24 protein-coding genes, 1 tRNA gene and 1 pseudogene are annotated in these 26511 nt (G+C 74.3%); 13 read left to right on the top strand and 13 right to left on the bottom strand.

Going from position 1 to position 26511, the window contains the following annotated elements:
- Positions 1 to 18: 18 nt before the first annotated feature.
- Positions 19 to 807, bottom strand: a complete 789-nt coding sequence (locus CP968_RS26180; protein WP_150520334.1) for a ferritin-like domain-containing protein — start codon at positions 805 to 807, stop codon at positions 19 to 21.
- Positions 808 to 995: 188 nt separating this feature from the next.
- A complete protein-coding gene (locus CP968_RS26175; protein ID WP_150520333.1) occupies positions 996 to 2045 on the bottom strand; it encodes an LLM class F420-dependent oxidoreductase in 1050 nt (349 codons plus the stop codon).
- 106 nt (positions 2046 to 2151) lie between these two features.
- On the opposite strand from CP968_RS26175, the gene CP968_RS26170 reads away from it, so the two are divergent.
- Complete coding sequence (locus CP968_RS26170) at positions 2152 to 3135, top strand: aldo/keto reductase (protein ID WP_150520332.1); 984 nt, start codon at positions 2152 to 2154, stop codon at positions 3133 to 3135.
- Positions 3132 to 5450: a helix-hairpin-helix domain-containing protein gene (locus CP968_RS26165; RefSeq protein ID WP_150520331.1), complete on the top strand. Its 2319-nt coding sequence runs from the start codon at positions 3132 to 3134 to the stop codon at positions 5448 to 5450. Before CP968_RS26170 ends, CP968_RS26165 begins: the two co-directional genes overlap by 4 nt.
- 83 nt (positions 5451 to 5533) lie before the next feature.
- Here CP968_RS26165 and CP968_RS26160 read toward each other — a convergent pair whose 3' ends face one another.
- Positions 5534 to 6214 carry a hypothetical protein gene (locus CP968_RS26160; RefSeq protein ID WP_150520330.1) on the bottom strand — a complete coding sequence of 227 codons (681 nt, stop codon included), beginning with the start codon at positions 6212 to 6214 and terminating at the stop codon, positions 5534 to 5536.
- A gap of 47 nt (positions 6215 to 6261) precedes the next feature.
- On the opposite strand from CP968_RS26160, the gene CP968_RS26155 reads away from it, so the two are divergent.
- The gene (locus CP968_RS26155) at positions 6262 to 6450 is read left to right on the top strand and encodes a DUF5703 family protein (protein ID WP_150520329.1); all 189 of its coding nucleotides are present in this window, start codon (positions 6262 to 6264) and stop codon (positions 6448 to 6450) included.
- Between the two features lie 48 nt (positions 6451 to 6498).
- On the opposite strand, the gene CP968_RS26150 is transcribed toward CP968_RS26155, so the two are convergent.
- From CP968_RS26150 to CP968_RS26140, 3 genes are all read right to left on the bottom strand, one after another.
- Positions 6499 to 7233 carry a chaplin family protein gene (locus CP968_RS26150; RefSeq protein WP_167536852.1) on the bottom strand — a complete coding sequence of 245 codons (735 nt, stop codon included), beginning with the start codon at positions 7231 to 7233 and terminating at the stop codon, positions 6499 to 6501.
- A gap of 161 nt (positions 7234 to 7394) precedes the next feature.
- Positions 7395 to 7628: a chaplin ChpH gene (gene chpH, locus CP968_RS26145; RefSeq protein WP_150520328.1), complete on the bottom strand. Its 234-nt coding sequence runs from the start codon at positions 7626 to 7628 to the stop codon at positions 7395 to 7397.
- A 136-nt stretch (positions 7629 to 7764) separates the two neighbouring features.
- Positions 7765 to 9090, bottom strand: a complete 1326-nt coding sequence (locus tag CP968_RS26140) for a M20/M25/M40 family metallo-hydrolase (RefSeq protein ID WP_150520327.1) — start codon at positions 9088 to 9090, stop codon at positions 7765 to 7767.
- Between the two features lie 166 nt (positions 9091 to 9256).
- Here CP968_RS26140 and CP968_RS26135 point away from each other — a divergent pair.
- Positions 9257 to 9344: transfer RNA gene (locus tag CP968_RS26135), tRNA-Leu, on the top strand.
- Between the two features lie 193 nt (positions 9345 to 9537).
- On the opposite strand, the gene CP968_RS26130 is transcribed toward CP968_RS26135, so the two are convergent.
- From CP968_RS26130 to CP968_RS26115, 4 genes are all read right to left on the bottom strand, one after another.
- Positions 9538 to 10977: an amino acid permease gene (locus CP968_RS26130; RefSeq protein WP_150520326.1), complete on the bottom strand. Its 1440-nt coding sequence runs from the start codon at positions 10975 to 10977 to the stop codon at positions 9538 to 9540.
- Positions 10978 to 11186: 209 nt separating this feature from the next.
- On the bottom strand, positions 11187 to 12731 hold the full coding sequence (locus tag CP968_RS26125) for an APC family permease (protein WP_150520325.1): 1545 nt from the start codon (positions 12729 to 12731) through the stop codon (positions 11187 to 11189).
- A gap of 89 nt (positions 12732 to 12820) precedes the next feature.
- Positions 12821 to 13768 (bottom strand): hypothetical protein, encoded by a 948-nt coding sequence (locus CP968_RS26120; RefSeq protein ID WP_150520324.1) that lies wholly within the window; start codon positions 13766 to 13768, stop codon positions 12821 to 12823.
- Between the two features lie 733 nt (positions 13769 to 14501).
- A complete protein-coding gene (locus CP968_RS26115; protein WP_150520323.1) occupies positions 14502 to 16157 on the bottom strand; it encodes an FAD-binding dehydrogenase in 1656 nt (551 codons plus the stop codon).
- 74 nt (positions 16158 to 16231) lie between these two features.
- Between CP968_RS26115 and CP968_RS26110 the strand changes: the two genes are divergently transcribed.
- From CP968_RS26110 to CP968_RS26075, 8 genes are all read left to right on the top strand, one after another.
- On the top strand, positions 16232 to 16771 hold the full coding sequence (locus tag CP968_RS26110) for an NUDIX hydrolase (RefSeq protein WP_373304105.1): 540 nt from the start codon (positions 16232 to 16234) through the stop codon (positions 16769 to 16771).
- Positions 16772 to 16858: 87 nt separating this feature from the next.
- Positions 16859 to 17257 (top strand): YidH family protein, encoded by a 399-nt coding sequence (locus CP968_RS26105; protein ID WP_150520322.1) that lies wholly within the window; start codon positions 16859 to 16861, stop codon positions 17255 to 17257.
- Positions 17254 to 17604 carry a DUF202 domain-containing protein gene (locus tag CP968_RS26100; protein WP_150520321.1) on the top strand — a complete coding sequence of 117 codons (351 nt, stop codon included), beginning with the start codon at positions 17254 to 17256 and terminating at the stop codon, positions 17602 to 17604. Before CP968_RS26105 ends, CP968_RS26100 begins: the two co-directional genes overlap by 4 nt.
- Positions 17605 to 17784: 180 nt before the next feature.
- Positions 17785 to 18081: a hypothetical protein gene (locus CP968_RS26095; RefSeq protein ID WP_150520320.1), complete on the top strand. Its 297-nt coding sequence runs from the start codon at positions 17785 to 17787 to the stop codon at positions 18079 to 18081.
- Between the two features lie 118 nt (positions 18082 to 18199).
- Positions 18200 to 19111, top strand: a complete 912-nt coding sequence (locus CP968_RS26090) for an MBL fold metallo-hydrolase (protein WP_150520319.1) — start codon at positions 18200 to 18202, stop codon at positions 19109 to 19111.
- 149 nt (positions 19112 to 19260) lie between these two features.
- Positions 19261 to 20313 carry a phosphotransferase family protein gene (locus CP968_RS26085; RefSeq protein ID WP_150520318.1) on the top strand — a complete coding sequence of 351 codons (1053 nt, stop codon included), beginning with the start codon at positions 19261 to 19263 and terminating at the stop codon, positions 20311 to 20313.
- 12 nt (positions 20314 to 20325) lie between these two features.
- Positions 20326 to 21540, top strand: a complete 1215-nt coding sequence (locus CP968_RS26080; protein WP_150520317.1) for an acyl-CoA dehydrogenase family protein — start codon at positions 20326 to 20328, stop codon at positions 21538 to 21540.
- An 87-nt stretch (positions 21541 to 21627) separates the two neighbouring features.
- Positions 21628 to 22275 carry an acetate uptake transporter gene (locus tag CP968_RS26075; protein ID WP_150520316.1) on the top strand — a complete coding sequence of 216 codons (648 nt, stop codon included), beginning with the start codon at positions 21628 to 21630 and terminating at the stop codon, positions 22273 to 22275.
- Between the two features lie 57 nt (positions 22276 to 22332).
- On the opposite strand, the gene CP968_RS26070 is transcribed toward CP968_RS26075, so the two are convergent.
- From CP968_RS26070 to CP968_RS26060, 3 genes and pseudogenes are all read right to left on the bottom strand, one after another.
- Positions 22333 to 22992 (bottom strand): TetR/AcrR family transcriptional regulator, encoded by a 660-nt coding sequence (locus tag CP968_RS26070; RefSeq protein ID WP_229886783.1) that lies wholly within the window; start codon positions 22990 to 22992, stop codon positions 22333 to 22335.
- Between the two features lie 84 nt (positions 22993 to 23076).
- Positions 23077 to 24025, bottom strand: a pseudogene (locus tag CP968_RS26065) (class I adenylate-forming enzyme family protein); the annotation flags it as partial.
- A gap of 124 nt (positions 24026 to 24149) precedes the next feature.
- Positions 24150 to 24914 carry an SDR family oxidoreductase gene (locus tag CP968_RS26060; RefSeq protein WP_150520315.1) on the bottom strand — a complete coding sequence of 255 codons (765 nt, stop codon included), beginning with the start codon at positions 24912 to 24914 and terminating at the stop codon, positions 24150 to 24152.
- A 209-nt stretch (positions 24915 to 25123) separates the two neighbouring features.
- On the opposite strand from CP968_RS26060, the gene CP968_RS26055 reads away from it, so the two are divergent.
- Positions 25124 to 26461 (top strand): exo-beta-N-acetylmuramidase NamZ family protein, encoded by a 1338-nt coding sequence (locus CP968_RS26055; RefSeq protein ID WP_150520314.1) that lies wholly within the window; start codon positions 25124 to 25126, stop codon positions 26459 to 26461.
- Positions 26462 to 26511 lie beyond the last annotated feature (50 nt).

The raw sequence follows: 26511 nt of genomic DNA, 5'->3' as shown, positions 1-26511 counted from the left end.
GGCGGGCCCGTCCGCCGGCTACGCGAACTCGGGCGCGGTCACCGGCGGGCCGCCCAGTGCGTCGCGGCGCTGCGGCTCGCGCAGGTCCACCATCCGGTGCCAGCCGGCGAACCGCTCGTGGGCGTGGACCGCGCGGATGCCCGCGGCGAGCGCGGCCGCCTTCGGCGCGGGCCAGCGCAGCAGGCGTCCCATGCGGCCCATGACGGCGAGGCTGACGTCGCGGTGGACGGCGATCTCGGCGAGCGCGCTCTCGCGCAGCACGCCCCGGATGGCCGGCCCGTGGCCGGCCCGGGCCAGGCGCAGCAGTTCCTCGTGGCAGTAGGCGAGGTGGTTGTCCTCGTCGTTGCAGATCATGCGGACGGCCCTGCCGACCTCGGGGTGGTCGCCGAAGTGGCGCACCAGCAGGGCCATCTGGTCGGCGGCCCGCTGTTCGGTGACCCGGCTGTGGGCGAGGTAGACGAGGACGTCCCGCTCGGTGAGCCGCTCCTCGCGGCGCAGCTTGTCGTGCGCCAGCCCGATGCCGCGCCGCTCCAGCAGCATCGTGTAGTCGGTCTCGGGGGGCACGGGGACGGGCGCCAGTCCGCGCTTGCGCAGCAGGGCGTTGAAGATCCGCCCGTGCTTGTCCTCGTCGGCGCCGTGCCGGGTGATCTTGGGTGCGAGGTCGCGCATGCCGTCCGGTACCAGGGCCGCGATCCGCGCGTTCTCCCAGCCGCCCTGGGACTCCCCGCTGGCGGCGATGGAGCAGAACAGCTGGAAGGAGTCGTCGTGGTCGACGATCTCCTGGAACAGGCTGCGGGCAGAGAGCATGCACCGAGTCAACCGCCGCTCACCGGGGCGGGCAACCGAGGAGCGGCCGGGCTCGTCCGAATGAACGAACCCGCGGGCCGGGCCCGCGGGCGTAACCCGGTGGGCGCCTCGGGCGTTGTTGGCGGTGTCGGCCGTGGCGGGGAAGACCCCCGAGCCCCCACCACGGCCGCAGACTTCCGCCGGGCCCGTCAGGCGAGACCGGCGAGCTCCAGGGCTTCGGTGCCGGCGCGCAGCGCGGCGAGGCGCTCCTCGCGGGTGAAGCCGGCCGGGGCCAGCGTGAGGGTGGTGACCCCGGCCTCCGCGTAGGCCCGCATCCCGTCGGCGATCCGCTCGACGGGGCCGAGCAGGGTGGTCGAGTCGATCAGCGAGTGCGGGACGGCCGCGGCCGCGCCGGTCTTGTCGCCGGCCAGGTACTTGTCCTGGATCTCGGCGGCCTCCTTCTCGTAGCCCATCCGCTGGGCCAGCCGGTTGTAGAAGTTCTGCTTGCGGCTGCCCATGCCGCCGACGTACAGCGCGGTGTACGGGCGGAACATGTCGGCGAGCGCGGGCACGTCCTCACCGACGGCCAGCGGCACGGTGGGGCAGACGTCGAAGCCGTCCATGGTGAGTCCGGCCTTCGCGCGGCCCGCCCGGATGTGGGTGAGCGCGGTGGCCTCCAGGTGTGCGGCGGCCGGGAAGATGAGGAGGGCCCCGTCGGCGATCTCGCCGGTCTGCTCCAGGTTCTTCGGCCCGATGGCGGCGATGTAGAGCGGGATGTGCTCGCGCTCGGGGTGCACGGTGAGCTTGAGCGGCTTGCCCGGGCCGCCGGGCAGCGGCAGGGTCCAGTGCTCGCCCTCGTAGGAGAGCCGCTCGCGGGTCATCGCCTTGCGGACGATCTCCACGTACTCGCGGGTCCGCGCGAGCGGCTTGTCGAACGTGACGCCGTACCAGCCCTCGGAGACCTGCGGGCCGGAGACGCCGAGGCCGAGCCGGAAGCGGCCCTTGGTGAGGGAGTCCAGGGTGGCCGCCGTCATGGCCGTCATCGCGGGCTGGCGGGCCGGGATCTGGAGGATCGCCGAGCCGACGTCGATGCGCTCGGTCTGGGCGGCGACCCAGGCGAGCACGGTCGGGGCGTCGGAGCCGTAGGCCTCCGCGGCCCAGCAGACGTCGTAGCCGAGGCGGTCGGCCTCCTGGGCGACGGCGAGGTTGTCGGCGTCCATGCCCGCACCCCAGTAGCCGAGATTGATGCCGAGCCGCATGTCGTCCCCTTACGGATTGCCGTTGTACCGATGAGTAACGTGGGTCTGCGGGGGACTCTAGCGCGCCAAGCCCGTCCGGGGCAGGGCCCCAGTAGTCTCAGCGCTCATGGAGCAGAGGCATCTCGGCCGCACCGGACTGCGCGTCTCCCGGATCGGCCTCGGCACCCTGACCTGGGGCCGGGACACCGGCGAGGAAGCGGCCGCCGCGCAGATGAAGACCTTCTGGGAAGCGGGCGGCACGCTCGTCGACACCGCCGACGTGTACGGCGGCGGGGAGGCGGAGTACCTGCTCGGGCAGCTGATCGGCGGGCTCGTCCCCCGCCGGGACCTGGTGATCGCCACCAAGGCCGGGAGCGTCCCCGATCCGGACCGGCGCTTCGACGGCTCGCGCGGCCACCTGCTCGCGGCGCTCGACGCCTCGTTGGACCGGCTGGGCACCGACTACGTGGACCTGTGGCAGCTGCACGCCTTCGACCCGGCGACGCCCCTGGAGGAGACGCTGCAGGCGCTGGACCTGGCCGTCAGCAGCGGCCGGGCCCGGTACGCGGGGGTGGCGGGCTTCTGCGGCTGGCAGCTCGCGAAGGCGGCGACCTGGCAGCTCGCGGCCCCCGGTGCGCGCACCAGGATCGCGTCGGCGCACATGGAGTACTCGCTGCTCCAGCGGGGCGTGGAGCGGGAGGTCCTGCCGGCCGCCCTGGACCTCGGGATCGGCCTGCTGCCGTCCTCACCGCTGGGCCGCGGGGTGCTGACGGGCAAGTACCGGGACGGCACCCCGGCCGATTCCCGGGCGGCGTCGGCGTCCCTGGCCGTGCTGGTGGAGCCGTACCTGGACGAGGCGTCCGGGCGGATCGTGGACGCGGTGGTGACCGCGGCCCAGGGGCTCGCGGTGACCCCGCTCCAGGTCGCGCTGGCCTGGCTGCGGGACCGGCCGGGGGTGGTCGCACCGGTGGTCGGCGCGCGCACGGCGGAGCAGCTCGCGGCGGCGCTGTCGGTGGAGGCCCTTAGTCTTCCCGAGGAGATCTGCCGGGCGTTGGACGATGTTTCGGCGCCCGTGCACCGCTATCCCGACCAGGACTGGAGCACGCTGTGAGCACGGACCCCGCCACGGACACCCCCGAGGAGCCCGCCGACGGCACCGTCGGCCCGGAGGGTCACACGGCAGCCGGGGCCCCCGCCGGGCAGGAATCGGCCACGGCCACCGCGCCGGACACCCCGCCCGCGACACCCCCGACGGAGACCGCCGAGGACGGCGAGAGCGGCGAGGACGCCTCGGGGACGGCCGTCACGGGCGCGGCACCCGCGGAGGCGGACGCCGCGGACGCGTCGGCGGACGCGGAGGCGGACGACGCGGGGGCGCAGGCTCCGGAGGCCGGGCCGGAGGCGGACGCGTCCGAGGACGCGGGCACCCCGGCGGCGACCGGTGACGCGGCGGCCGGCGGGGCCGCGCCGGGGTTGAGCGAGGCGCAGGCCGAGCTGGCCGCCCAGAAGATCGAGCGCGAGCGCATCGCGCGGCGCAAGGCCGAGCGGGCCGGGCCCGTCGAGGCGGGGGCGAAGCTCAGTGGGAAGGCCGCCGACCTGCTGGCCGCCGTACGGGCCGTGGAGGGCGGGGCCGAGGCGCCCTCGCCCTACTTCGACGAGGCGCCCGCCGAGCCCCGCCGGGCGGCCGCCGCTCCCCCGCAGCAGCGCACTCCGGCGCACGCGCCCCGGACGGACGTCCCCGCCCCCTCCGCCGACGCGGTGGACGGCGTACGGGCCGTGCTGGCCCGCGGCGGCGCCCCCGAGGCCCTCGCCGCGCCGGCCGCGGCCGCGCTCGGCGAGGCCGCCGCCGAGGAGCTCGCGGAGGACCCCTGGCGCCTCTTGGCGGTCCCCTCGGTCCGCCCCGCCCAGGCGGACGGCTTCGCGCGGGCCCTGCTGGACTCTGGCGCCGGCCCCGACGACGAGCGCCGCACCCACGCCCTGGTGGGGTGGCTGCTGGTGCAGGCGGGGCTGAAGGGGCACACCGCGCTGGAGGTCCCGGTCCTGGAGAAGGCGCTGGCGCAGTACGGCGTGACGGACGGCGCGGCCGCAGTGGAGCGGAGCGTCGCCGAGGGCTCGGTGTTGGTGTTCCACGAGCCGCTGGGCCCGCCTCCGGCCGAGGAGGACGCCGAGCAGCCGGTACGGGTGCTCGTGGGGCTGGAGGGGCCCGCGATGGCCGAGGAGAGCCTGGCCGACGGCCTGGCCCGCATCGCCAGCACCTTCGACGGCTCCGCCGGCGACCCGGCCGACTGGTCCGCGGCCGCGACGGGTCCGGGCGCCGACCTGATCCGGGCGGTCGCGGGCAACGGCCTGGTCGCCCACACCGGCGGCGAGGCGGCCCGCGCCGAACCGCTGGCCCTGCTGGCGGCCGCCCGGCGGCTGGGCCTGCGCGCCTGCCTGGCCGCGCACGCCCCGGCCGGACCCCCCTCCGTGACCGTGGCGGGGCTGCTGTCGGGGGCGGAGGGGCCGGGGCGGGACGCCGACGGGCAGTTCGCCCTGGACCTGCTCGTGGTGCTGGACGCGCCGCAGTTGGACGTGGAGACGGCGGCGGCACTGGTCGAGTCGGTCCCGGACGGGGCCCGGCTGGTCCTGTCCGGCGACCCGGGCGTGCTGGGGTCGGCCGGGGCGGGCCGGGTGTTCGGCGACGTGCTGGCGGCCGGCACCTGCCCGCGGCTGGCCTCCCGCGTGCCCGACCCGGGCCCCCTGGGCGAGCTGGTCTCGGGGGTGGGGATCGGGGAGCTGCTCCAGGTCGACGCCCCCGGCAAGGAAGTCGTGATCGTCCCCGTGCGCGACGCCGGCGAGGCCGTGCACCGCACGGTGCAGCTGGTCGCCGAGTCCGTGCCGCGGGCCTTCGGCGTACCGGCGGACGACGTGCAGGTGATCACCCCGGGCCACGGCGGCGCGGCCGGGACACGGGCGCTGAACAGCGCCCTGAAGGAGCGGCTGAACCCGGGCCCCGGCCGGTTCGGCGGCTTCGACCCCGGCGACCGGGTCGTCCACGTCCCCTCGCCCGGTCGCGCCCTGCCGGCCCGGGTGGTGTCGGCCGACGCGCAGGGACTGCACCTGGACCGCGCGGGTGCGCCGGTGGTCGTGCCGCAGGAGCTGGTGGAGGCACAGGTGCGGCACGGCTGGGCGGTGACCGCCCACCAGGCCGCGGGTGCCCGCTGGCCGGCGGTCGTGGTCGTGCTGCCCGGTGACGCGGCGCAGGCCCTGTCGCGGGACTGGGTGTACACGGCGTTCGGCCGCGCCGAACGGCACCTGTCCGTGGTGCACGGCGTGGACCAGGCCCTGCCGCGCGCGGTGGCGGAGGGGCTGCCGAAGCCCCGTACGACCCGGCTGACGGGCCTGCTGACGGCCCTGGCGGCGCAGGCCCGCCCCCGGCCCGAGTAGCGCGTCCGGGAGCACGGCGCGGCTCCCGCCCGTGACGGGCGGGAGCCGCGGTGTGCGGTGCGGGAGGAGACGGCCCGGACAACCTAGGCGGGGGTCAGGCCCGGACGGGCGCCCTCGACCTCGTCCTCGCCCTCTTCTCCGTCCTCGTCCTCGTCGAACCCGTCGGTCTCCTCGTCGAAGACGGCGCTGACGTCGAAGCGGTGCAGCACGTCCTCCGGGCCGGTGTGCCCGAACGGCGAATCGAGCCACTCCCCCGGCTCCGGAGCCTCCTCGGAGGCCGCGATCCAGAGGGTGGAGTCGCCCTCCTCCAAGCCGAACTCCTTGTAGCGGGAGGCGATCTCGTCGGGCTCGTACTCGCCGAAGAGCACCCCGAGCGCTCCGGCGGTCCCGCCGTCGTGGAGCAGGTCGGCGTCCCGGTCGTGGGCGGCGACACGCTCGGCCTGGGCGATCAGTCGCGGCGGCTCGACGACGGCGTAGTCCCGGCGGATGAGCACGCTGAAGGCGGCGGGCTCGGCGGGGCCGGTGTACGGCACGCCGTCGTCGGGCGTGGGGATCTCGAAGGGGGTGACCTCGTCGTACCGGTCGTAGAGGAGTTCGTCGTACTCCTCGGCGGCGGCGGCGAGTTCGTTGAACGCGGCGTAGACGTCGGGATCCTCGTCCCCGGTCCTGCGCTCGACCGCGGCGAGGTGGCGGTCGAGCGCGGCCTTGACCGCCTCGGCGGCGGCGCGTACCTCGGCAACAGTGGGCAGAGCGGCATCAGACATAGGGCAGACGCTATCCGTAGCGGGGCTCTGCCCGCACAATAGATGCGATGCCGGAATACGAATTCATCGACGTGTACGTGCCCCGCGGGGTTCCTCGGAAGGAAGCGACCCGCCTGCTGACCGATCATGCCGAGTACGGGAACTGGGAACTCGACCGCCTGACCCTGCACCGGGACGGCAGCCGCCGGGTGCGGTTGCGCCGGCGGATCATCCGCCAGGTACGCGCGACCTGGTGAGGTGGACGGCGCGGGCCCCGGGGGCGGGGCCCGCGCCGGACGCGGCCGTCAGGCGGCGCTGCGGGCCCGTCGGTAGAGCACGGTGCCGGCCAGCAGCAGGCCGCCGGCGAGCGGGAGGCCGGCGGTGAGGACGTCACCCGCACCGGTGGCGGCGAGCCCGGCGGTCCCGCCGGACGGCTTGCCGGCGCCCGTGCCGGGGTGCGTGACCGGGGTGACGGTGCCCGTACCGGGGGTGCCGGGGGTACCCGTACCGGGGATGCCGGGCGTCTGCCCCCCGGGGGTGCCGGTTCCGGGCGTACCGGGGTTGTGACCACCGGGCGTACCCGGGTTGTGACCCCCCGGGGTACCGGGGTTGCCCGGGTGTCCCGGGGTGCCGGGGTTGCCCGGGTGTCCCGGGGTACCGGGATGTCCCGGGGTACCGGGGTTGCCCGGGGTGCCGGGGTTGCCCGGGGTGCCGGGGTTGCCCGGGTGTCCCGGCTGGCCGGGGGTACCGGGGTGTCCCGGCTGGCCGGGGTGGTTCGGCTTGGCGGTCGAGGCGTTGGTGCAGCGGTTGCCGAAGGCCGGGTTCAGGAGCCCCACCACGTTCACGCTGTTGCCGCAGGCGTTCACCGGAACGTCCACGGGTGCCTGGAGCTGGTTCCCGGACAGCAGCCCGGGCGAGTTCGCGGCCTGTCCCGAGGCGCCGGCGTCCGCGTGCGCGTAGCCCCCGCCCAGGGCGAGGACACCTCCCGCGGCCGCCATGGTGATCAGGGTCTTCCTGGTGACCTGTGCCGGTCGTCGCATCGTTGATCGTCCCCTGCTGTGTACGTTTTCGGGTGAAAACGTCGGCGGCCGGGTCATTCAGGCTCCCCCGCCCGGCATGCCGAAGTTCGGTGGGCCGGGCCGGAAAGCCCGGCGGCCCCGGAGCGCAGGAACGCACTCCGGGGCCAAAGACTTCAGACGCGTCAGGCGTTGACGCAGGTGTTGCCGAAGGACGGGTTCAGCAGGCCGATCACGGAGATCGTGTTGCCGCACACGTTCACGGGAACGTGGACGGGGACCTGGATGACGTTGCCGGACAGGACACCGGGGGAGCCGATGGCCGCACCCTGTGCACCCGCGTCGGCGACGGCCAGACCCGCACCCGCGAGAACCAGGCCACCAGTGGCAGCCGCAGCGGCCACAACCTTCTTGATCATTGTTCCTCCTAGTAGGCAATGCGGTCCCAGCCGCGGACCGCACCACCTGTAACGAGGAGGGATCACCGGGGCTACGAGCGTATGAGCGCATTCACTCTTCTCAGTGGTATGCGCACACCTTCCCGATTTCCGGGCGTTAGGCCTGGTCGATGAAACGGTCCAGGACCCGCACGCCGAACTTGAGCCCCTCCACCGGCACCCGCTCGTCCACGCCGTGGAACATGCCGGCGAAGTCCAGCTCCGGCGGGAGCTGGAGCGGTGCGAAGCCGAAGCAGCGGATGCCGAGGTCGTCGAAGGACTTCGCGTCCGTGCCGCCCGAGAGCATGTACGGGACCGCCCGCGCGATGGGGTCCTCGGCCCGCAGCGCGCCCTGCATGGCGTCGACGAGCTTCCCGTCGAAGTCCGTCTCCAGCGCCTTGTCCGCGTGCACGTCCTCGCGCTTCACCCGCGGTCCGAGGATCCGGTCGAGGTCGGCGAAGAACTCGTCCTCGTAGCCGGGCAGGAAGCGCCCGTCCACGTGGGCCGTCGCCTGGCCGGGGATGACGTTGACCTTGTAGCCGGCGCCGAGCATCGTCGGGGCGGCGGAGTTGCGGAGCGTCGCGCCGACCATCTTGGCGATGCCGCCGAGCTTGGCGAGGGTGGCGTCCATGTTGTCCGGGTCCAGCGGGGTCCCGAGCGCGTCCGAGAGCTCGTCCAGGAACGACCGTACGGTCTTGGTCACCCGCACCGGCCACTGGTGGCGGCCGAGCCGGCCCACGGCCTCGCACAGCTCCGTGATGGCGTTGTCGTTGTTGGTCATGGAGCCGTGGCCCGCGGTGCCCTCCACCGTGAGCCGCATCCAGTGCATGCCCTTCTGCGCGGTCTCCACCAGGTAGAGGCGCAGGTTCTCGTTGACGGTGAAGGAGAAGCCGCCGACCTCGCCGATGGCCTCGGTGACGCCCTCGAAGAGCTCGGGGTGGTTGTCGACGAGGTGCCGGGCCCCGTAGATTCCGCCGGCCTCCTCGTCGGCGAGGAAGGCGAGCACGATGTCGCGCGGGGGCTTGCGGCCGCTGCGCATGCGGTCGCGGACGACGGCGAGCGTCATCGCGTCCATGTCCTTCATGTCGACGGCGCCGCGGCCCCAGAGGCAGCCGTCGGCGATCTCACCGGCGAAGGGGTCGTAGGTCCAGTCGGCGGCGTTGGCCGGGACCACGTCGGTGTGCCCGTGGATCAGCAGGGCGGGGCGGGACGGGTCCTCCCCCTCGATCCGCGCCACCGTGGAGGCGCGCCCCTTGTGCGATTCGAAGATCTGGGGCTCCAGCCCGACCTCCGCGAGCTTCTCGGCGACCCACTCGGCGGCCTTGCGTTCGCCGGGGCCCGAGTGGTCCCCGTAGTTGCTGGTGTCGATCCGGATGAGATCCCGGCAGAGGTCGACGACCTCGTCCTGGCCCGAGACGGTCCTGCCCGCGCTCGTTTCGCTCACGCTGTTCCTCCCACTGATCAGTACCGAACGCTTCCCATCCTCCCGCTCAAGGCCGCTTCGCCCAAGGGCGCTCCCCGGCCGCCGGGGGTGTGATCGAGGACCCCGGATTGTTTGGTAATGTTTTCCACGTCGGAACGGCCCGCGAGGGACGCGAGACAGACACCTTGTCCGGGTGGCGGAATGGCAGACGCGCTAGCTTGAGGTGCTAGTGCCCTTTATCGGGCGTGGGGGTTCAAGTCCCCCCTCGGACACCAGCTGAGACCCCACTTCACGTGGGGTTTTCTGCTTTTCCGGGCTGTGGCGGCCCGGCTCGCGCATGCGGCACTGCTCGAAGTCGGACCCGCGGCAGTGGTCGCACCGGATCGTTCGACCCCCTGGACACCGGGGCGGAACGAGGAGGACCCCGCTTCGGCGGGGTCCTCCTTTCGTCTCGTCGGCCCGGGTCGGTCAGGGGCGCGGGGCCGCAAGGGCGGCGACCCGGCGGCGGACCAGGAACCAGCCGCCGACCAGGGCCGCGGCGATGACCGGGACGAACATGACCGTGGTGCGGCCCACTCCGCCGTCGGACCACATGAGGACCAGGACCGTGACGAGGAAGGCGAGCGTCACGAGCTGGGTGTAGGGGGCCCAGGGCAGGCGGTAGGCGGGGCGCTCGACGCGGCCCTGCCGGGCGCGGCGCCAGAAGTGGAGGGAGCAGAGCATGACCATGGCCCAGGTGCCGAGGATGCCGAGCGAGGCGAAGTTCAGGACGATCTCGAAGGCCTCCTCCGCCATGAAGTAGTTGAGGCCGACGCCCGCGACGCCGAAGGCGGCGGTGAACAGGACGCCGCCGTAGGGGACCTTGCCCTTGTTCATGACGCCGGTGAACTTCGGGGCGGATCCGGCGAGGGACATCGAGCGCAGGATGCGGCCGGTGGAGTAGAGGCCGGAGTTCAGGCTGGAGAGGGCCGCCGTCAGGACGACGAGGTTCATGATGCCGGCGGCGCCGGGAACGCCGAGCTTGTCGAAGACGGTGACGAAGGGGCTCTGGTCGGCGGAGTACTCCGTGTACGGGAGCAGCAGGGCCAGCATGACGACGGAGCCGACGTAGAAGACGCCCACGCGCCACATGATCGAGTTGATGGCCTTGGGCATGATCTTCTCGGGGTTCTCGGTCTCGCCCGCGGCGACGCCGCAGAGCTCGACGGAGGCGTACGCGAAGACCACGCCCTGGATCACCAGGAGCATCGGCAGGACGCCGACGGGGAAGAGGCCGCCGCTGTCCGTGACGGAGGACAGGCCCGGGGTGTGGCCGTCGATCGGGTGGCCGGTGGCCACGAGCCAGATGCCGACGGCCAGGAAGACGACCAGGGCGGTGACCTTGACCAGGGAGAACCAGAACTCCATCTCGCCGAAGTACTTCACGGAGATCAGGTTCGCGGTGAGGACGACGGCCAGGGCGATGAAGGCGAGGACCCACTGGGGGACGTCGGTGAACAGCGACCAGAAGTGGGCGTAGGTCGCGGCGGCGGTGATGTCGGCGACGGTGGTGGTGGACCAGTTCAGGAAGTAGAGCCAGCCGGCCGTGTAGGCGCCCTTCTCCCCCATGAACTCGCGGGCGTAGGAGACGAAGGCGCCGGAGGAGGGCCGGTAGAGGACGAGCTCGCCGAGGGCCCGGACGACGAAGAAGGCGAAGACACCGCACACCGCGTAGGCGATCGCGAGGGAGGGGCCGGCTCCGGCGAGGCGGCCGCCGGCTCCGAGGAAGAGGCCCGTGCCGATCGCCCCGCCGATCGCGATCATGTTGATGTGGCGGGGCTTGAGGTCCTTGCTGTACCCCGCGTCGCCGGCGTCGACATGCGGGGTGGACACCGGGGCGGGGGCCCCGGCCAAGGTGCGGTCACTCATCTATGACTTCGCCTTCGTGGATCGGGCAGGCAGGTCCGGACCGGGCGCGGGGAGGTCGGTGGTGTCCCCTGTGCGGCGGTCCGGGCGTTTTGGTCGCACCAGGAGACCATGGGCCCCCGTTACCCGCCAAAATCGCCTCCATGCGCAGCGAAGCCCCCGACGACCTTGGAAAGAGGCGTCGGGGGCTTAGCTGAGGCTGGAAAGAGAGGTCAGTCGTCGGGGTTGGCGCCGGCGGCCTGGTCGAGGCGGAAGGCCTCGTTCCCCAGGCCGATGCGGGCGTGCACCTCGGGGCGGCGGCGGCGCAGCACCTCTCCGTACGCCAGGCCGGTCAGGGCGGCGGCGGCGATGATGCCGGGAAGGACCCAGCTGAGGGCGGAGCCCTCGGCGGCGCCGACCAGGACGCCGAAGTCCTTGACGGTGTAGCCGGCGATGCCGAGCAGGGCCAGGCCGGCGGCGCCGGCCGCGACGAGCCGCCAGACCTGGGCGCCGGCGGTGCCGCGGCGGACGAAGAAGGCGATGACGGCGAAGGAGGCGGCGGCCATGAGGAGGGTCACGCCGAGGGCGCCGACGCTGCCCATCCAGGTGAACAGGTGGAGCACGGGGGTGGTGGGGTCGCCGGCGGGCTCGTCGTCGGTGACGGCGAAGGCGATCACGACGAGGGCGGCGACGCCGGTCTGCAGCAGGGAGCCGGTGCCGGGGGCGCCGGTGCCGGGGTTGGTCCGGCCGAGGGAGGCCGGGAGCAGGCCCTCGCGGCCCATGGCGAAGGCGTAGCGGGCGACGACGTTGTGGAAGCTGAGCATGGCCGCGAACATGCCGGTCACGAACAGGACGTGCAGGACGTCGGTGAAGGTGGCGCCGAGGCGGTCCTGGGTGAGCTGGAAGAGCAGGCCGGGCCCGGCTTCGGCGGAGGTCGCGACCACCGCGGACGGGCCGGTGGCGACGGTGAGGGCCCAGGAGCTGAAGGCGAAGAAGAGGGCGACGAAGCCGACGGCGAGGAACATCACGCGCGACACGACGATGTGCGGCCTGCTGGTCTCCTCGGCGTAGACCGGGGACTGCTCGAAGCCGACGAAGGCGGCGATGCAGAAGCACAGGGCGGTGCCGAGGCCGGCGCCGCCGAGGGCCTCGGGGTTGAACGCCTGGAGCGAGAGGCCCTCGGGGCCGGGCTTGCCGAGGGCGGCGACGTCGAAGACGACGACGAGGGCGCATTCGATCAGGAGGAGGACGCCGAGCACCTTCGCGTTGAGGTCGATCTTGAGCCAGCCGAGGGCGCCGGTGGCGGCGACGGCGAGCAGGGCCGGTATCCACCAGGCCAGTTCGATGTCCAGGTAGGTGGCGAACAGTCCGGAGATCTCGAAGCCGAGGATGCCGAAGACGCCGACCTGCATGGCGCTGTACGCGACGAGGGCGACGAGCGCGGCACCGGCGCCGGCGGTGGGGCCGAGGCCTCGGGCGATGTACGCGTAGAAGGCGCCGGCGTTGTGGACGTGCCGGCTCATCTCGGCGTAGCCGATGCTGAAGAGGGCGAGGACGATGCCGAGGATCACGAAGAGCAGCGGCTGACCCACGATGCCCATGACGCCGAAGGTGGTGGGCATGACTCCGGCGACGACCATCAGGGGCGCGCTGGCGGCGAGTACGGAGAGCAGCAGGCCGGCGGTGCCGAGGCGGTCGGCGCGCAGGGCGCGGTCCTGTCCCTTGTACGTGCGGATCTCGGCCGGTTGCTGGAGCGTGGTGGATCTGCCCGTGGGCATGGCGGGTCCTTTCGGGTCGGGGGTGTCTGCGGCTTCGGGAGCGGGGCGGGGCCGTGCGGGCCGGAGCGGGGCCGGCGCGCGGCCGCGGCTCAGGCGGTGCCGAGCGCGGCGCTGCGGGCGGCGAGGAAGGCCTTGTGCGGGTCGACGTCGGGGTAGGACCACGGGGCGGGGGTGGCGTGGCTGCCGATCCGGTGGAAGAGGGCGGCGGCCTCGGCGGGGCGGCCCTCGCAGAGTTTGGCGTGGGCGAGGAAGTTGAGGTCGACCCGGTTGCGGGGGTGGTCCTCGCGTTCCCACTCCAGCCACCAGTCGAAGGCGGAGCGCAGGACCTGCCGGGCCCGGCGGCCGGACCAGTGGTCGGCGGCGCGGCCGGGGCCGTGTCCGTGGACGGCGGCGAGCACGCGGTAGCGCTCGGCGTGCGCGATGACGGGGAGGACGGCGAGCGGGGAGTCGGCCGGGGACTCCTCGGCGGCCCAGGCGGCGAAGTCGTAGACCTCGTGCAGCGGGTCCTGGCCGGAGGCGGGGGTGCGCTCGGCCAGCCGGGCCACCATCAGGTGGTGGGCGTGGTGGTGTTCGCGGTGGCGGGCCCGGACCTGGTCGAAGTGGCGGCTGAACTCCTCTTCGGTGCCGAAGGCGCGCGAGAGCATGAGCAGCCCGAGCCAGGGGGTGGGGTCGGCGGGCAGCAGGGCGGCGGCCCGGCGACAGGCCTCCTCGGCGGCGGCGGGCGCGGCCTTGCGGCGCAGCGCGGCGAAGACGGTGGCGCAGGCGAGGAGGGTGGCGGCGTCGGGGCTCTCCGGTTCGGCGAGCAGCCATTCGCGCGACCAGGCGGTGGCGGCCGGGGTCTCGGCGAGGACGACGACGCGGTGGCCGCGGCGGTCCCAGTCGTCGCCGGTGCCGACGAGGAGGGAGCGGGCCTTGGACCAGCGGCCCTGACTGAACCGGGCCCGGACGTCGACGAGTTCGGCGTCGCACAGTGCCGGGTCGAAGAGCTGGGCGTCCCGCTTGCGGGCGCGGCCGAGGGGCGGCGGAGGCGGGGACATCCGCGGGGTTCCCTCCAGGACAGGACGCGGGCGGTCGGAGCGGGTGGGCCGGGGGTGGCCCCGGGCTGGTCGGACGGGGGTCGGGCAAGGGTCGGACGGGGTGGTGCGGGCGGAGCGGGGCCGGGCGGGTCGGTGGCCGGAAAACGTGCACGGTGCACGTGCCCGGTACGGTCCGCGGACCGGAAGATCGTGCCGGTGAGCGAACCTTTGATCACCGACAGCAAAGCGGTATGCACAGCTCCGAGTCAAGGTCCAGTCCACTGCGTGGCGCATTCCAACTGGTTTGAGCGCGGTGTGAGTTGGGAGGGTTGTGACGGTTCGGGGAGGTCGGCGTTCCGGTCCGCCGGGGGCGCGCCACGACGGCCCGCGACGCACTCCCCCGCCCCGCCGGGACCGCTGCGCACCGGTGTGCGCCCTGGTGTCCGGGGCCGCGCTGAGCGGCGCGAAGGCCTCGCCGGAAGGTCTGCCCGCCGCGTGCGGGGGCCGGGGGCGGCCGGGTGTCCGGGGCGGTGCGGCGCTCCGCCCCGCAGGGCCGGGCAGGGGGTCCGGCGGTGGCTCGGGAGGTGGCCGGCGTACGGGTCCGCGGCCGGCCGGGGCGGACCCGGAGCGGGCGTCCGCCGGGGACGGGCGGTGGGCGTCGGTGGCCGAATGACGCTCCTCGCACGAGGACCTCCGGCCGGGGCCGGGGCCGGGTGGGCCTGGCCTCGGGGCGACCGCCCCCGGGCGACCGGCGTCAGGCGACCGCCGTCGCGGCGGCGCGGCCCGCCGCCCGGCCCGAGAAGAGGCAGCCGCCGAGGAAGGTGCCCTCCAGGGCGCGGTAGCCGTGGACCCCGCCGCCGCCGAAGCCGGCCGCCTCGCCCGCCGCGTACAGGCCGGGCAGCGGTTCGCCGTCGGCCGCGAGGACCCGCGAGGAGAGGTCGGTCTCCAGGCCGCCGAGCGACTTGCGGGTCAGGATCGACAGCCGGACGGCGATCAGCGGGCCGGCCGCCGGGTCCAGGATGCGGTGCGGGGCGGCCGTGCGGATCAGCCGGTCGCCGAGGTACCTGCGGGCGCCGTGGATCGCCATCACCTGGAGGTCCTTGCCGAACGGGTTGGCGATCTCCCGGTCCCGGGCCACGACCTGCTCGCGCACGACGGCCTCGTCGAGCAGGTCCTCCTCGGTCACCGCGTTCATCCCGCGCACCAGGGCGGACAGGTCGCGCTCGACGACGAAGTCCGCGCCGCGGTCCATGAAGGCCTTGACCGGGCCGGGCACGGCCTGGCGCGCCCGGTCGACGACCTGCCGGACCGACTTGCCGGTGAGGTCCGGGTTCTGCTCGGAGCCGGAGAGCCCGAACTCCTTGCCGATGATGCGCTGGTTGAGCACGAACCAGGTGTGGTCGTGGCCGGTCCGCATGATGTGGTCGAGGGTGCCGAGGGTGTCGAACCCGGGGAAGAGCGGTACGGGCAGCCGGCGGCCCGTCGCGTCCAGCCAGAGCGAGGACGGTCCGGGCAGGATGCGGATGCCGTGCCGGGACCAGATCGGGTTCCAGTTCTCGATGCCCTCGGTGTAGTGCCACATCCGGTCCTTGTTGATGTGGCTGGCGCCGGCGGCCTCGGCGATGCCGAGCATCAGGCCGTCCACGTGCGCCGGGACCCCGGACAGCAGCCGCTGCGGCGGGGTGCCGAGGCGCTGCGGCCACTGGGCGCGCACGAGGTCGTGGTTGCCGCCGATGCCGCCGCTGGTCACGATCACCGCCTGGGCCCGCAGGGAGAAGGAGCCGGTGGCCGTACGGCTGCTCGCGGAGCCCCGTACGGCGCCGGAGGGTTCCAGGACCTCGCCCGTGACGGTGTCCAGGGCGCCAGCCGTACGGGAGAGGCCGGTGACCCGGTGGCGGAAGGCGAACCGGACGAGGCCGCGGGCGGCCCCGGCGCGCACGCGCCGCTCGAAGGGCTCGACGAGCCCGGGCCCGGTGCCCCAGGTGATGTGGAAGCGGGGGACGGAGTTGCCGTGGCCGCCGGCGTCGTAGCCGCCGCGTTCCGCCCAGCCGACGACGGGGAAGAAGCGGACGCCCTGCGCGTGCAGCCAGGACCGCTTCTCGCCGGCCGCGAAGTCGACGTACGCCTCGGCCCAGCGGCGCGGCCAGGCGTCCTCGGTGCGGTCGAACCCGGCGGTGCCGAGCCAGTCCTGGAGGGCGAGGTCGTGGCTGTCCTTGATCCGCATGCGGCGCTGCTCGGGCGAGTCCGCGAAGAACAGGCCGCCGAACGACCAGTGCGCCTGGCCGCCGATGGACTGTTCGGGCTCCTGGTCGAGCAGGATGACCTTGCGGCCGGCGTCGACGAGCTCGGCGGTGGCCGCCAGGCCCGCGAGCCCGGCCCCGATCACGATCACGTCTGCGTCGTACGTCATGGGAAACCCGTCCTCCGTCGGTGGTGGGGCGATCCTTGGCTACGGACCGGTAACCCGTCAACAGGGGTGGTTGGATGAACCGTGTGAGTGCCGCTGATGAAGTGCTGGACGTGGTGGACCGGGACGACCGGGTGACGGGACGCGCCCCGCGCGGCGAGGTGTACGCGCGGGGGCTGATCCACCGCTGCGTGTTCGTGCGGGCCCGGGACGCGGCCGGGCGGATCTTCGTGCACCGGCGGACCGCGACGAAGCTGGTCTTCCCCGCGCACTACGACATGTTCGTGGGCGGGGTGCTCGGTGCGGGCGAGGACTACGCGGGCGCGGCGCTGCGGGAGGCCGAGGAGGAGCTGGGGGTGCGGGGGCTGCCGCAGCCGGAGCCGCTCTTCAAGTTCCTCTACGAGGGGCCGGGCGGGGCCTGGTGGTCGTACGTGCACGAGGTGCGGTGCGAGCTGCCGGTCGACCCGCAGCCCTCGGAGGTGGCCTGGCACGCCTGGCTCCCCCGGGAGGAGCTGGCGCGGCGGGTGGCGGAGGGCGCCTGGCCGTGGGTGCCGGACGGGCTGGAGGCGTACCGGCGGCTGGAGGCGTACCGGGCGCGGCGGCCGTCGGGGGCGTAGCGGCTGTAGGAGGCGCGGCGGTCGTCGGAGCACGGGTGGAGGCAGGGCTTCCGGGGGGTGCGGGGTGCGGGCCGGTAGATTGGGCACGTGATCGACTTCGTCAAGGACGTGCGCCTCTGGTTCGCGCCCTCGCGGCTGAGGGACGAGGGCGAGACCCCCGACTACCGCTTCTCGCTGGCCAACGAGCGCACCTTCCTGGCCTGGATCAGGACCGCGCTGGCCCTGGTGGGCGGCGGTTTCGCGGTGGACCAGTTCCTGCCGGACCTGCGGTGGGCGGTGCGGGTCGGGATGGCCGTGGCGCTCCTCGCGGTGGGGGCGGCCTGCGCGGTGCGGGCGGTCAACCACTGGGTGCGGTGCGAGCGGGCGATGCGGCGGGGCGAGGACCTGCCGCTGTCGCGGTTCCCGGTGGTGCTGACGGCGGGGGTGGGGCTGGTCGCGGTGACGATGACGGCGGTCGTCCTGCTGGGCTGGACGCGGGGGCGGTGAGCGCTCACCGGGCGGCCCGCGACGCCGGGCTCCAGCCCGAGCGCACCCGGCTGGCCTGGCGGCGCACGACACTGGCCTGTTCGGTGGCGTCGGTGCTGGGACTGCGCCAGGCGTGGCGCGGCTCCGGCACGGCGGCGGACCCGTCCGGGGTGGGCGGGGCGGTCTGGGCGGCGGCGATCGTGCTGGTCTGGGTGGCGTTCCTGTGGGTGGCGCACCGGCGGATGCGCTCGCTGGCGACGGCCCGTCCGCCCGGTCTCGCGCCGCGGGCGGCGGTGGCGGTGGTGGCCTGCACGGTGGCCTTGGCGGTCTTCGCGATGGCCGCGCTCACGCTGCCGTCGGTGCTCTGAGCGGGAGCCGGCGGACCGTGGCGGGGCGGGCTTCGGCTTCGGCTTCGGCTTCGGCTTCGGCTTCGGCTTCGGCTTCGGCTTCGGCTTCGGCTTCGGTGTGATCATCGGGCTTTCGTTCGCTCTCGGGACACTGCGGACGATGACGGTTGATTCCGGGGCATCCGGTCTAGCCTCGGCGCCATGACGACCCTGCACCACGAACACGCGACGCACACCCACGCGCACGGCGCCGACTGCGGCCACCGGGCGGTGCCGCACGGCGACCACGTCGACTACGCGCACGACGGCCACCTGCACCGGGAGCACGCCGGGCACTGGGACGAGTGCGAGCCCGCGGGCCACGCCGCCCACGAGGGCCACGCGCACGAGCACGGCGCGGACTGCGGGCACGAAGCGGTACCGCACGGCGACCACGTGGACTACGTGCACGACGGCCACCGCCACGCGGCGCACGACGGCCACTACGACGACCACTGACGGCGCGCCGGCCGGACGGCCCCGCCCGACCCCGGACGGCGGCACCCCGCCCTCCCCCGGCGTGGCGGCGCCTGGCAGGATGCTGACCGCCTGTCAGAGCCTCCCGGGGAGCACGCACATGACCATCACCGAGCCGTACCTCGTCCAGCCCGCGCCCGGGGTGTACGCGTACATACAGCCGGACGGCGGCTGGTGCCTGAACAACGCCGGCTTCGTGACCGACGGCGGCCGGACCCTCCTGGTGGACACCGCCGCCACCGAACGGCGGGCGCTCGCCCTGCGCGACGCGGTCGTGGCTGCGGGGGCGCCGCTCCCGCGCACCGTGGTCAACACCCACCACCACGGCGACCACACCTACGGCAACGCGGTCTTCGCGCCGGGGGCGCTGATCCTGGCGCACGAGAACGCGCGGGTCGAGCAGCTCGCCGCCGGGCACCAGTTGGAGGCGATCTGGCCCGAGACGGACTTCGGCGCGGTGGAGATCACCGCTCCCGACCTCACCTACGGCGACCGCGTCACGGTGCACGTCGGCGGGACGGAGGTGCGGGTCCTGCATCCGGGCGCGGCCCACACCATCGGGGACTCGATCGTGTGGCTGCCGCGGCAGCGGGTGGTGTTCACCGGCGACCTGGTCTTCGCCGGGGGGACCCCGTTCCTGGCGATGGGCTCGCTGGCCGGCTCGCTGCGGGCGCTGGAGGTGCTGCGCGCGCTGGACGCGGAGACCGTCGTACCGGGCCACGGGCCGCTGACCGACCCCTCGGCCTACGAGGACACCGAGCGGTACCTGCGGTACGTCGCCGAGCTGGCGCGCGAGGGACGGGAGCAGGGGCTGACCCCGCTGGAGACGGCGCGCCGGGCCGACCTGGGCGAGTTCGCGGCCTGGCGGGAGAGCGAGCGGCTGGTGGCCAACGTGCACCGGGCGTACGCGGAACTGGCCGGCGAGCCCGAGGGCGGTCCGCTGGACATCCTCGGCGTGCTGCGGGACATGACGGTGATGAACGGCGGGACCCCGATCCTCTGTCACGCCTGACCGGCCGCCCGCAGGCCCGGCCGGGGAGCCAGGTGACATCGCGGGGCGGAAGGGGTTCATTCGGCTCGCGCTCTGGACGGCATACCGACTGGTCGGCATGATGGCATCGTTCCGTCCGACACCGTCAACTCCGTACGGAGGTGCGCACCATGTCCCACGCTTCGGCCGCTCCCTCGGCCGGCCCCCGGGGCCTCGATCTGGAGCGGCTGCGCGGCCATCTCGACGCCGCGCGGCCGGGACTCGTCGCCGGGGCGCTGCGCGGCCGCCTGATCGAGGGGGGCCGCTCGAACCTCACGTACGAGGTCACCGACGGCGTCTCGCGCTGGGTGGTGCGGCGGCCGCCGCTCGGCCACGTCCTGGCGACCGCGCACGACATGCGGCGCGAGCACCGCGTCATCGCGGCGCTGCACGGCACGGCCGTGCCGGTGCCCGGGACGGTGCTGCTGTGCGAGGACGACTCCGTGCTCGGGGCGCCGTTCTACGTCATGGACCACGTGGACGGCGTGCCGTACCGGACGGCCGGCGAGCTGGCGGCGCTCGGGCCGGAGCGGACCCGGCGGGCGGTGCTGGGGCTGGTCGACACCCTGGTCGAGCTGCACGCGGTGGACCCGCAGGCGGTGGGCCTGGGCGACTTCGGCCGGCCGGAGGGGTTCCTCGACCGGCAGGTGCGGCGCTGGGGCAAGCAGCTGGCCGCCTCGCGCGGCCGGGAGCTGGCCGGGATCGACGAGTTGCACGGCGCGCTGGGCCGGGCGCTGCCCGCGTCGCCCGCACCGACCGTGGTGCACGGCGACTTCCGGCTGGACAACGTGCTGATCGGCGGGCCGGACGACACGATCCGGGCGGTGCTGGACTGGGAGATGTCCACGCTCGGCGATCCGCTGACCGACCTCGGGCTGCTGGTGATGTACAGCTCGGACCTGGGGCTGGCCGAGTCCGCGGTCAGCACGACGAGCGGGGCGCCCGGGCATCCGACGCCCGCGGAGCTGATCGAGCGGTACGCCGCCCGGTCCGGGCGGGACACCGGGGCCATCGCCTGGTACACGGCCTTCGCCTGGTTCAAGCTCGCGGTGATCCTCGAAGGCATCCACTACCGCTACACGCTCGGGCAGACCGTCGGCGCGGGCTTCGACCGGATCGGCGAGCTGGTCCCGGTCTTCATCGAGCACGGACTGACCACCCTTCAGGACCTCCGGAAAGGCTGAGGCACTCACCCCATGGACTTCGCATTCGACGCCCGGACCGAGGAACTCCGCGAGCGGCTGCTCGCGTTCATGGAGCAGTACGTGTACCCGGCGGAGCCCGTCGCCGCCGAGCAGCGCGCGCGGCTGGCCTCGCCCTGGGACACCCCGGCCGTCTTCGGTGAACTGAAGGCCGAGGCGCGCCGTCAGGGCCTGTGGAACCTCTTCCTGCCCGACGCCGCGTACGGCGCCGGGCTGACCAACCTCCAGTACGCGCCGCTCGCCGAGATCACCGGCCGCAGTCCGCACCTGGCTCCGATGGCGACGAACTGCGCGGCGCCGGACACCGGGAACATGGAGCTGCTCGCCCAGTTCGGCGACGAGGAGCAGAAGAAGCGCTGGCTGGAGCCGCTGCTGTCCGGGGAGATCCGCTCCGCGTTCGCGATGACCGAGCCCGAGGTGGCCTCCTCGGACGCGACCAACGTGGAGACGCGGATCGAGCGTGCGGGCGACGCGTACGTGGTCACCGGGCGCAAGTGGTTCATCTCGGGCGCGATGAACCCGGACTGCGCGGTCTTCATCGTGATGGGCAAGACCGACCCGCAGGGCGCCGATCCGCGCCGCCAGCAGTCGATGATCCTGGTCCCGCGCGACACCCCGGGGGTCGAGGTGCGCCGGGCCATGACCGTGTACGGGTACGAGGACCACGACCACGGCGGCCATGCCGAGGTGGTGTTCGACGGGGCCCGGGTCCCGGCCTCGTACCTGATCGGCGAGGAGGGCACCGGCTTCGCCATCGCCCAGGCACGCCTCGGGCCGGGCCGGATCCACCACTGCATGCGGCTGATCGGCATGGCGGAGCGGGCCATCGAGCTGATGTGCCGCCGGGCGGTGGAGCGGACGGCCTTCGGCAAGCCGCTGGCCGCCCAGGGAGTGGTGCAGAACTGGATCGCGGACGCCCGGGTCACGGTGGAGCAGCTGCGGCTGCTGGTGCTGAAGACGGCCTGGCTGATGGACACGGCGGGCAACCGGGGCGCGCACACGGAGATCCAGGCCATCAAGATCGCGACCCCGCGCGCGGTGGTGTCGATCCTGGACCAGGCCGTCCAGTTGCACGGTGCGGGCGGGGTGAGCCAGGACTTCCCGCTGGCCGAGCTGTGGGCGGCGGCGCGGACGCTGCGGCTGGCGGACGGTCCGGACGAGGTGCACCAGCGCTCGCTGGCGCGGCGGGAGCTGAAGCGGTACGTGTGAGGCGCGGGCGGGGGGCTTCGGGGTGGTCTAAACCACCCCGAAGGTCCGATATATTCGGTATACCCCCCACCGAAAGTGCACACAGCCATGCCTAGCTCCACCCTGGCCGCCCCCGCCGCGCCGCCGGTGACCGTCCCCGACGTCCCCGACGCCGCGGCCGCCCCCGCCGCGGCCGCGCCGCGGCTCGCGAACCCGGGCCCCCTCGGGCTGGCCGCGTTCGCTCTCACCACCTTCGTGCTCAGCCTCTTCAACTCGGGACTGGTCGCGAACGCGGCCCTGTCCGCCGTCGTCCTGCCGCTCGCCCTGTTCTACGGCGGGCTCGCGCAGTTCGTCGCCGGCGTGCTGGAGTTCCGGCGCGGCAACACCTTCGGGACCACGGCGTTCGTCTCGTACGGCGCCTTCTGGATGTCCTTCGCGGGCTACGTGAAGTTCGTCGTCCCCACCCTGCCGGCCGACCAGGCGCACGTGGCCACCGGGTGGTTCCTCCTGGCCTGGTTCGTGTTCACCGCGTACATGGCGGTCGCGGCGCTGCGGCTGGACCTCGCGCACCGTGCGCTGTTCACGGTACTGGCCCTGACCTTCCTCTTCCTGGCGCTGGGCGATCTGGCCCAGGTCACCGCCCTCGGCCGGGCCGGCGGCTTCCTGGGCCTGCTGTGCGCGGGCATCGCCTGGTACGTCTCCTTCGCCGTGGTGGCCGAGGAGACGTGGGGCCGCCGGGTCCTGCCGCTGGGCTGATCCCCGTGCCGGCCCCCGTGCCGGCGGGCGGTCCCGCGAGAGGTCCTGCGGGCCGTCCTACGGGCGCAGCGCGCGCAGCAGCAGGTCGGCGAGGTGGTCCGCGACCTGCTGCGGCGTGAGCGGGCCGTCGGCGCGGTACCAGGTGGACAGGTGGTGGACGGACCCGAAGTGGTAGTCCACGACCAGGTCGGCCGGCGTGGCCGTGGAGAACACCCCGCTGCGCTGGCCCTCCTCGACGAGGGCCCGGAACCGCTCGTGGTAGCGGCGGCGCTCCGCGCGCACCTGCTTGAACTTCTCCGGGCCGAGCTGGTGCATCGACCGGAAGAAGATCATCGCGTCGTCGAGGTTCTCGATGGTGGTGACGACGACGTCGGCGGCGGCCGCGCGCAGCCGCTCCTCGACGGGGGCGTCGGATCCGGCCACCACGTCGAGCCGCTGCTGCTGGAGCCGCAGCATCCGTGCGTACACCTCGTGCAGCAGGTCGTCCTTGGACCCGAAGTAGTGGTAGAGCGCGCCCTTGGTGACGCCGGCCGCCTCGACGATCTCCTGGACCGAGGTGCGGTCGTAGCCTCGCTCGGCGAACAGCCGGGTGGCGACCGCGAGGAGCCGCTGCGGTACCGGGGCTTCGTGCGCGCCCTGAGGGGCCTGCGCACCCCGGGTGCCCTGCGTGCCCTGCGTGCCCTGCGTGCCCTCGGGCTCCGTGGTCCTGGCCGCCATGGCGCTGACCTTCCCTTCCGTTCGTGTCCCTCGTCGTCCCCGCGGGTCCCACGACCGTCCGGCCGTACGACCGTCCGACCGTTTTCAGCCGCGGTCGCGCAGTTCCCGTCGCAGGATCTTGCCACTGGTCGTCTTCGGAAGGACAGGCAGGATCTCCACCTGACGCGGGTACTTGTACGCGGCGATGCGCGCGGCGCAGTAGGCGGACAGCTCGGCCGGTTCGACCGAGGTGCCGGGCAGCAGGCTGACGTACGCCTTCACGGTCTCCCCGCGGTACGGGTCCGGGACGCCGACCACGGCCGCCTCGCGGACGGCGGGGTGGGTGTGGAGCACGTCCTCGACCTCGCGCGGCCATACCTTGAAGCCGGAGGCGCTGATCATGTCCTTCGTGCGGTCGACGACGTAGAGCCAGCCGTCCGCGTCCATGAACCCGACGTCGCCGGTGCGCAGTTCACCGTCCGGGAAGGCGGCGGCGCTCTCGTCGGGCAGGCCCCAGTACCCCGGTACGACCTGCGGGCCGCGGACCGCGATCTCGGCCGGGTCCGGGGTGGCGGGGGTGGCGGGAGTGGCCGGGGCGGCGTCGGTCGGGGCGGGGGCCGGGTCCGGATCCGGGGGGAGGACCCGGGGGTCGTCGCGCGTCTGGAAGTCCCGGTCGCGGGCGGTCGGCACGGCCCGTACGGCGCTGCCGGCGGCGGCCTCGCGGACGTACGCGCTCCAGGCCCGGCCGTCGCAGACGAGCGCGGTGGCGCCGGAGTCGCGCAGGACGTGGCCGATCTCCCCCGCCTTGTACGTCGGGTTGAGCGGGACGACCACCGCCCCCGCCTTCCACGCGGCGAGGACGGCGAGCACGAAGTGCGGGGTGTTCTGGAGCATGACGGCGACCCGGTCCCCCGCCGGACGCCGTGCGCCGCGAGGTGGCCGGCCACGGAATCGGAGAGCGCGTCGGCCTCGGCGTAGGTGACGCGGCGTCGAAGTAGGCCGGGGCCGTGCGTCCGGGGGCCCGGTGCGCGGCGGCCCGGAAGGCGTGCAGCACCGTGGGCCGGGGCTCACGGGCGCCCGCTGGGCCGGTGCGAGGAGCCGGAGCCAGGGCTTGGCGGCGTAGGGCGAAGGCGACGGCGGCCGCGAACCGGCGGCCGCCGGGGCGACGGGCCCGCGGGTCACCTGGCCTCCCACTTCCGCTGGAGGTGGTTCATGGCGGCCAGCCAGTGGTCCGGGTCGGTGGCGCGCGCCGTGGCGAACTCCGCGACCTCGGGGTGCGGGAGTATCAGGAAGCGGTCCTTCTCCATGCCGTCGAACAGGGCGTCCGCGACGGACTCCGGCTCGATCGCGGTCGGTGCGAGGACCAGCTCGCCCGCCGAGCCCGCGGCCGTCAGCATGTCGGTGCGCACTCCCTGCGGACAGACGGCGTGGACGTGGAGGCCGCGGTGGCGGTAGGTCAGCGAGAGCCATTCGGCGAAGGCCAGCGCACCGTGCTTGGTGACACTGTACGGGGCCGCTCCGATCATGGTCAGCAGCCCGGCGGCGGAGACGGTGGACACGAAGCGGCCGCTTCCGCGCTCCAGCCACGCGGGCAGCAGCAGCCGGGCGGCGCGCACGTGGGCCATCACGTTGGTGTCCCAGGCCGCCTCCCACACGGCCTCGTCGGCGAAGGCGTCGCCGCCCGAGGCGAGTCCGGCGTTGGCGCAGTAGACGTCCACCGTCCCGCCGAGCGCCTCGCGGGCCCGCTCCACGATCTGCGAGGCGTCGCCCGGCACCGGGAGCGCCCGCGGTCCGATGGCCGCGGCGACGGCGGCGGCCTTGGCGGGGTCGAGGTCGTTGACCACCACGGTCGCGCCCTCGTCGGCGAAGCGCTGTGCGAGGGCGGCTCCGATGCCGCCGCCCGCACCGGTGACGACGACTCGCTGGTCCTGGTACGCGCTCACGGGGTCACCTTTCGTGGCCGACGGCCGGGCGCCGGGGCGGGGCCGCCGGAAATCTGCGGGAGGGTCGCGGGCAGACTAACCAGTCGGTATGTCGGAGCGGAAGGGGTGGGCTGCCTAGCGTGGCCGGGTGGACCGCACGCACCGGACGGGTCGGGCGCACCGGGCGGGCCGGTTGGACCATGCGCATCGGATGAGTCGGGTGAGGTCGGATGAGTCGGACGGGTCGGACGGGGCTGTCGCGACGCGGTGTGCTGGGGCTGGCCGGGGCCGTGGGCGCGGGCGGCGCGGTCGGCGCGGTCGGCGCGGGCGGAGGCACCGCGGCCGGGGCCGGGAGCGCGGCCGCCGCGGCGGCGCCGGCCGGCCCGCGGCCCGGGCGGGCTCCGGCCGGGCGGGTGCGGACCGGGTTCGAGCGGCTCGCGCAGGACGGGTACGCCGTGCTGGCCGGGCAGCGGGTCGGGGTCGTCACCAACCCCACCGGGATCACGCCGGACGCCCGCCACCTGGTCGACGTGCTGCACGCGGACGACCGGGTGGACCTGGTCGCGGTGTTCGGGCCCGAACACGGCTTCCGCGGGACCGCGCAGGCGGGCGGCTCCGAGGGGGCCTCGCGCGATCCGGCGACCGGCCTTCCGGTGTACGACACGTACGACAGGAGCGGCCGGCGGCTGGCGGAGGTGTTCACGGCGGCCGGGGTGGACACGGTCGTCTTCGACGTCCAGGACGTCGGGGCCCGCTTCTACACCTACATCTGGACCCTGTACGACTGCATGCGCGCCGCCGCCCTCGCGGGCAAGGCGGTGGTGGTGCTGGACCGCCCCAACCCGTCCGGTGGGCGGCGGGCGGCGGGGCCGGTGCTGCAGCGGCCGTACGCGAGCTTCGTGGGCCGCGAGCCGATCGCGCTCGCGCACGGGATGACGGTGGCCGAGCTGGCGCTGCTCTTCAACGGGGAGTTCCTGAGCGGCGCGCCCGAGGGGCCCGTCCGGCTGCGGACGGTGGCGATGAGCGGCTGGCGGCGGGACGCGTTCTTCGACGCGACGGGGCTGCCCTGGGTGCCGCCGAGCCCGAACGTGCCCACGCCGGGCACGGCCCTCGCTTACGCCGGTACCTGCCTGTTCGAGGGGACGAACCTGTCCGAGGGGCGCGGCACGACCACGCCGTTCGAGGTGCTCGGGGCGGAGGGCGTCGACCGCCGGTGGGCGGAGGCGGCGAACGCGCTGGACCTGCCGGGGGTGTGGTTCCGGGAGGCGTACTTCACGCCCTCGTTCTCCAAGCACGCGGGCCGGGTGTGCGGCGGGGTGCGGCTGATCGTCCACGACCGGGAGGCCTTCGACCCGGTCCGGGCCGGGATCGGGCTGCTGGTGACGGCGCGGCGGACCTGGAGCGGGTTCGCGTGGCGCGCGGACCACTGGATCGACCGGCTGACCGGATCGGACCGGGTACGGGCGTTGGTGGACGCGGGGGCCGGGGTAGAGGAGGTCGCGGGTGACTGGGCGGCCGGGCTCGCCCGGTTCGCGGCGGTCCGCGAGGAGTACCTGCTCTACCGGTGACGGGGCTCCGGCCGGTCCGTCCCGGGGGCTGGTCGCGCGGGCGCGCCGGC

Origin of the sequence: Streptomyces subrutilus (assembly GCF_008704535.1) — a bacterium.
Lineage (GTDB): Bacteria > Actinomycetota > Actinomycetes > Streptomycetales > Streptomycetaceae > Streptomyces > Streptomyces subrutilus.
Note: the sequence above shows the minus strand (reverse complement) of the source record. Positions and strands in the feature narration are given on the sequence as shown.

Bases quoted from the DNA above. Each gene is read 5' to 3' on its own strand.
- CP968_RS26180 (WP_150520334.1), bottom strand. From the start codon at position 807: ATGCTCTCTGCCCGCAGCCTGTTCCAGGAGATCGTCGACCACGACGAC.
- CP968_RS26175 (WP_150520333.1), bottom strand. From the start codon at position 2,045: ATGCGGCTCGGCATCAATCTCGGCTACTGGGGTGCGGGCATGGACGCC.
- CP968_RS26170 (WP_150520332.1), top strand. From the start codon at position 2,152: ATGGAGCAGAGGCATCTCGGCCGCACCGGACTGCGCGTCTCCCGGATC.
- CP968_RS26160 (WP_150520330.1), bottom strand. From the start codon at position 6,214: ATGTCTGATGCCGCTCTGCCCACTGTTGCCGAGGTACGCGCCGCCGCC.
- CP968_RS26155 (WP_150520329.1), top strand. From the start codon at position 6,262: ATGCCGGAATACGAATTCATCGACGTGTACGTGCCCCGCGGGGTTCCT.
- CP968_RS26150 (WP_167536852.1), bottom strand. From the start codon at position 7,233: ATGCGACGACCGGCACAGGTCACCAGGAAGACCCTGATCACCATGGCG.
- chpH (WP_150520328.1), bottom strand. From the start codon at position 7,628: ATGATCAAGAAGGTTGTGGCCGCTGCGGCTGCCACTGGTGGCCTGGTT.
- CP968_RS26130 (WP_150520326.1), bottom strand. From the start codon at position 10,977: ATGAGTGACCGCACCTTGGCCGGGGCCCCCGCCCCGGTGTCCACCCCG.
- CP968_RS26125 (WP_150520325.1), bottom strand. From the start codon at position 12,731: ATGCCCACGGGCAGATCCACCACGCTCCAGCAACCGGCCGAGATCCGC.
- CP968_RS26120 (WP_150520324.1), bottom strand. From the start codon at position 13,768: ATGTCCCCGCCTCCGCCGCCCCTCGGCCGCGCCCGCAAGCGGGACGCC.
- CP968_RS26115 (WP_150520323.1), bottom strand. From the start codon at position 16,157: ATGACGTACGACGCAGACGTGATCGTGATCGGGGCCGGGCTCGCGGGC.
- CP968_RS26110 (WP_373304105.1), top strand. From the start codon at position 16,232: ATGAACCGTGTGAGTGCCGCTGATGAAGTGCTGGACGTGGTGGACCGG.
- CP968_RS26095 (WP_150520320.1), top strand. From the start codon at position 17,785: ATGACGACCCTGCACCACGAACACGCGACGCACACCCACGCGCACGGC.
- CP968_RS26090 (WP_150520319.1), top strand. From the start codon at position 18,200: ATGACCATCACCGAGCCGTACCTCGTCCAGCCCGCGCCCGGGGTGTAC.
- CP968_RS26085 (WP_150520318.1), top strand. From the start codon at position 19,261: ATGTCCCACGCTTCGGCCGCTCCCTCGGCCGGCCCCCGGGGCCTCGAT.
- CP968_RS26080 (WP_150520317.1), top strand. From the start codon at position 20,326: ATGGACTTCGCATTCGACGCCCGGACCGAGGAACTCCGCGAGCGGCTG.
- CP968_RS26075 (WP_150520316.1), top strand. From the start codon at position 21,628: ATGCCTAGCTCCACCCTGGCCGCCCCCGCCGCGCCGCCGGTGACCGTC.
- CP968_RS26070 (WP_229886783.1), bottom strand. From the start codon at position 22,992: ATGGCGGCCAGGACCACGGAGCCCGAGGGCACGCAGGGCACGCAGGGC.
- CP968_RS26055 (WP_150520314.1), top strand. From the start codon at position 25,124: ATGAGTCGGACGGGTCGGACGGGGCTGTCGCGACGCGGTGTGCTGGGG.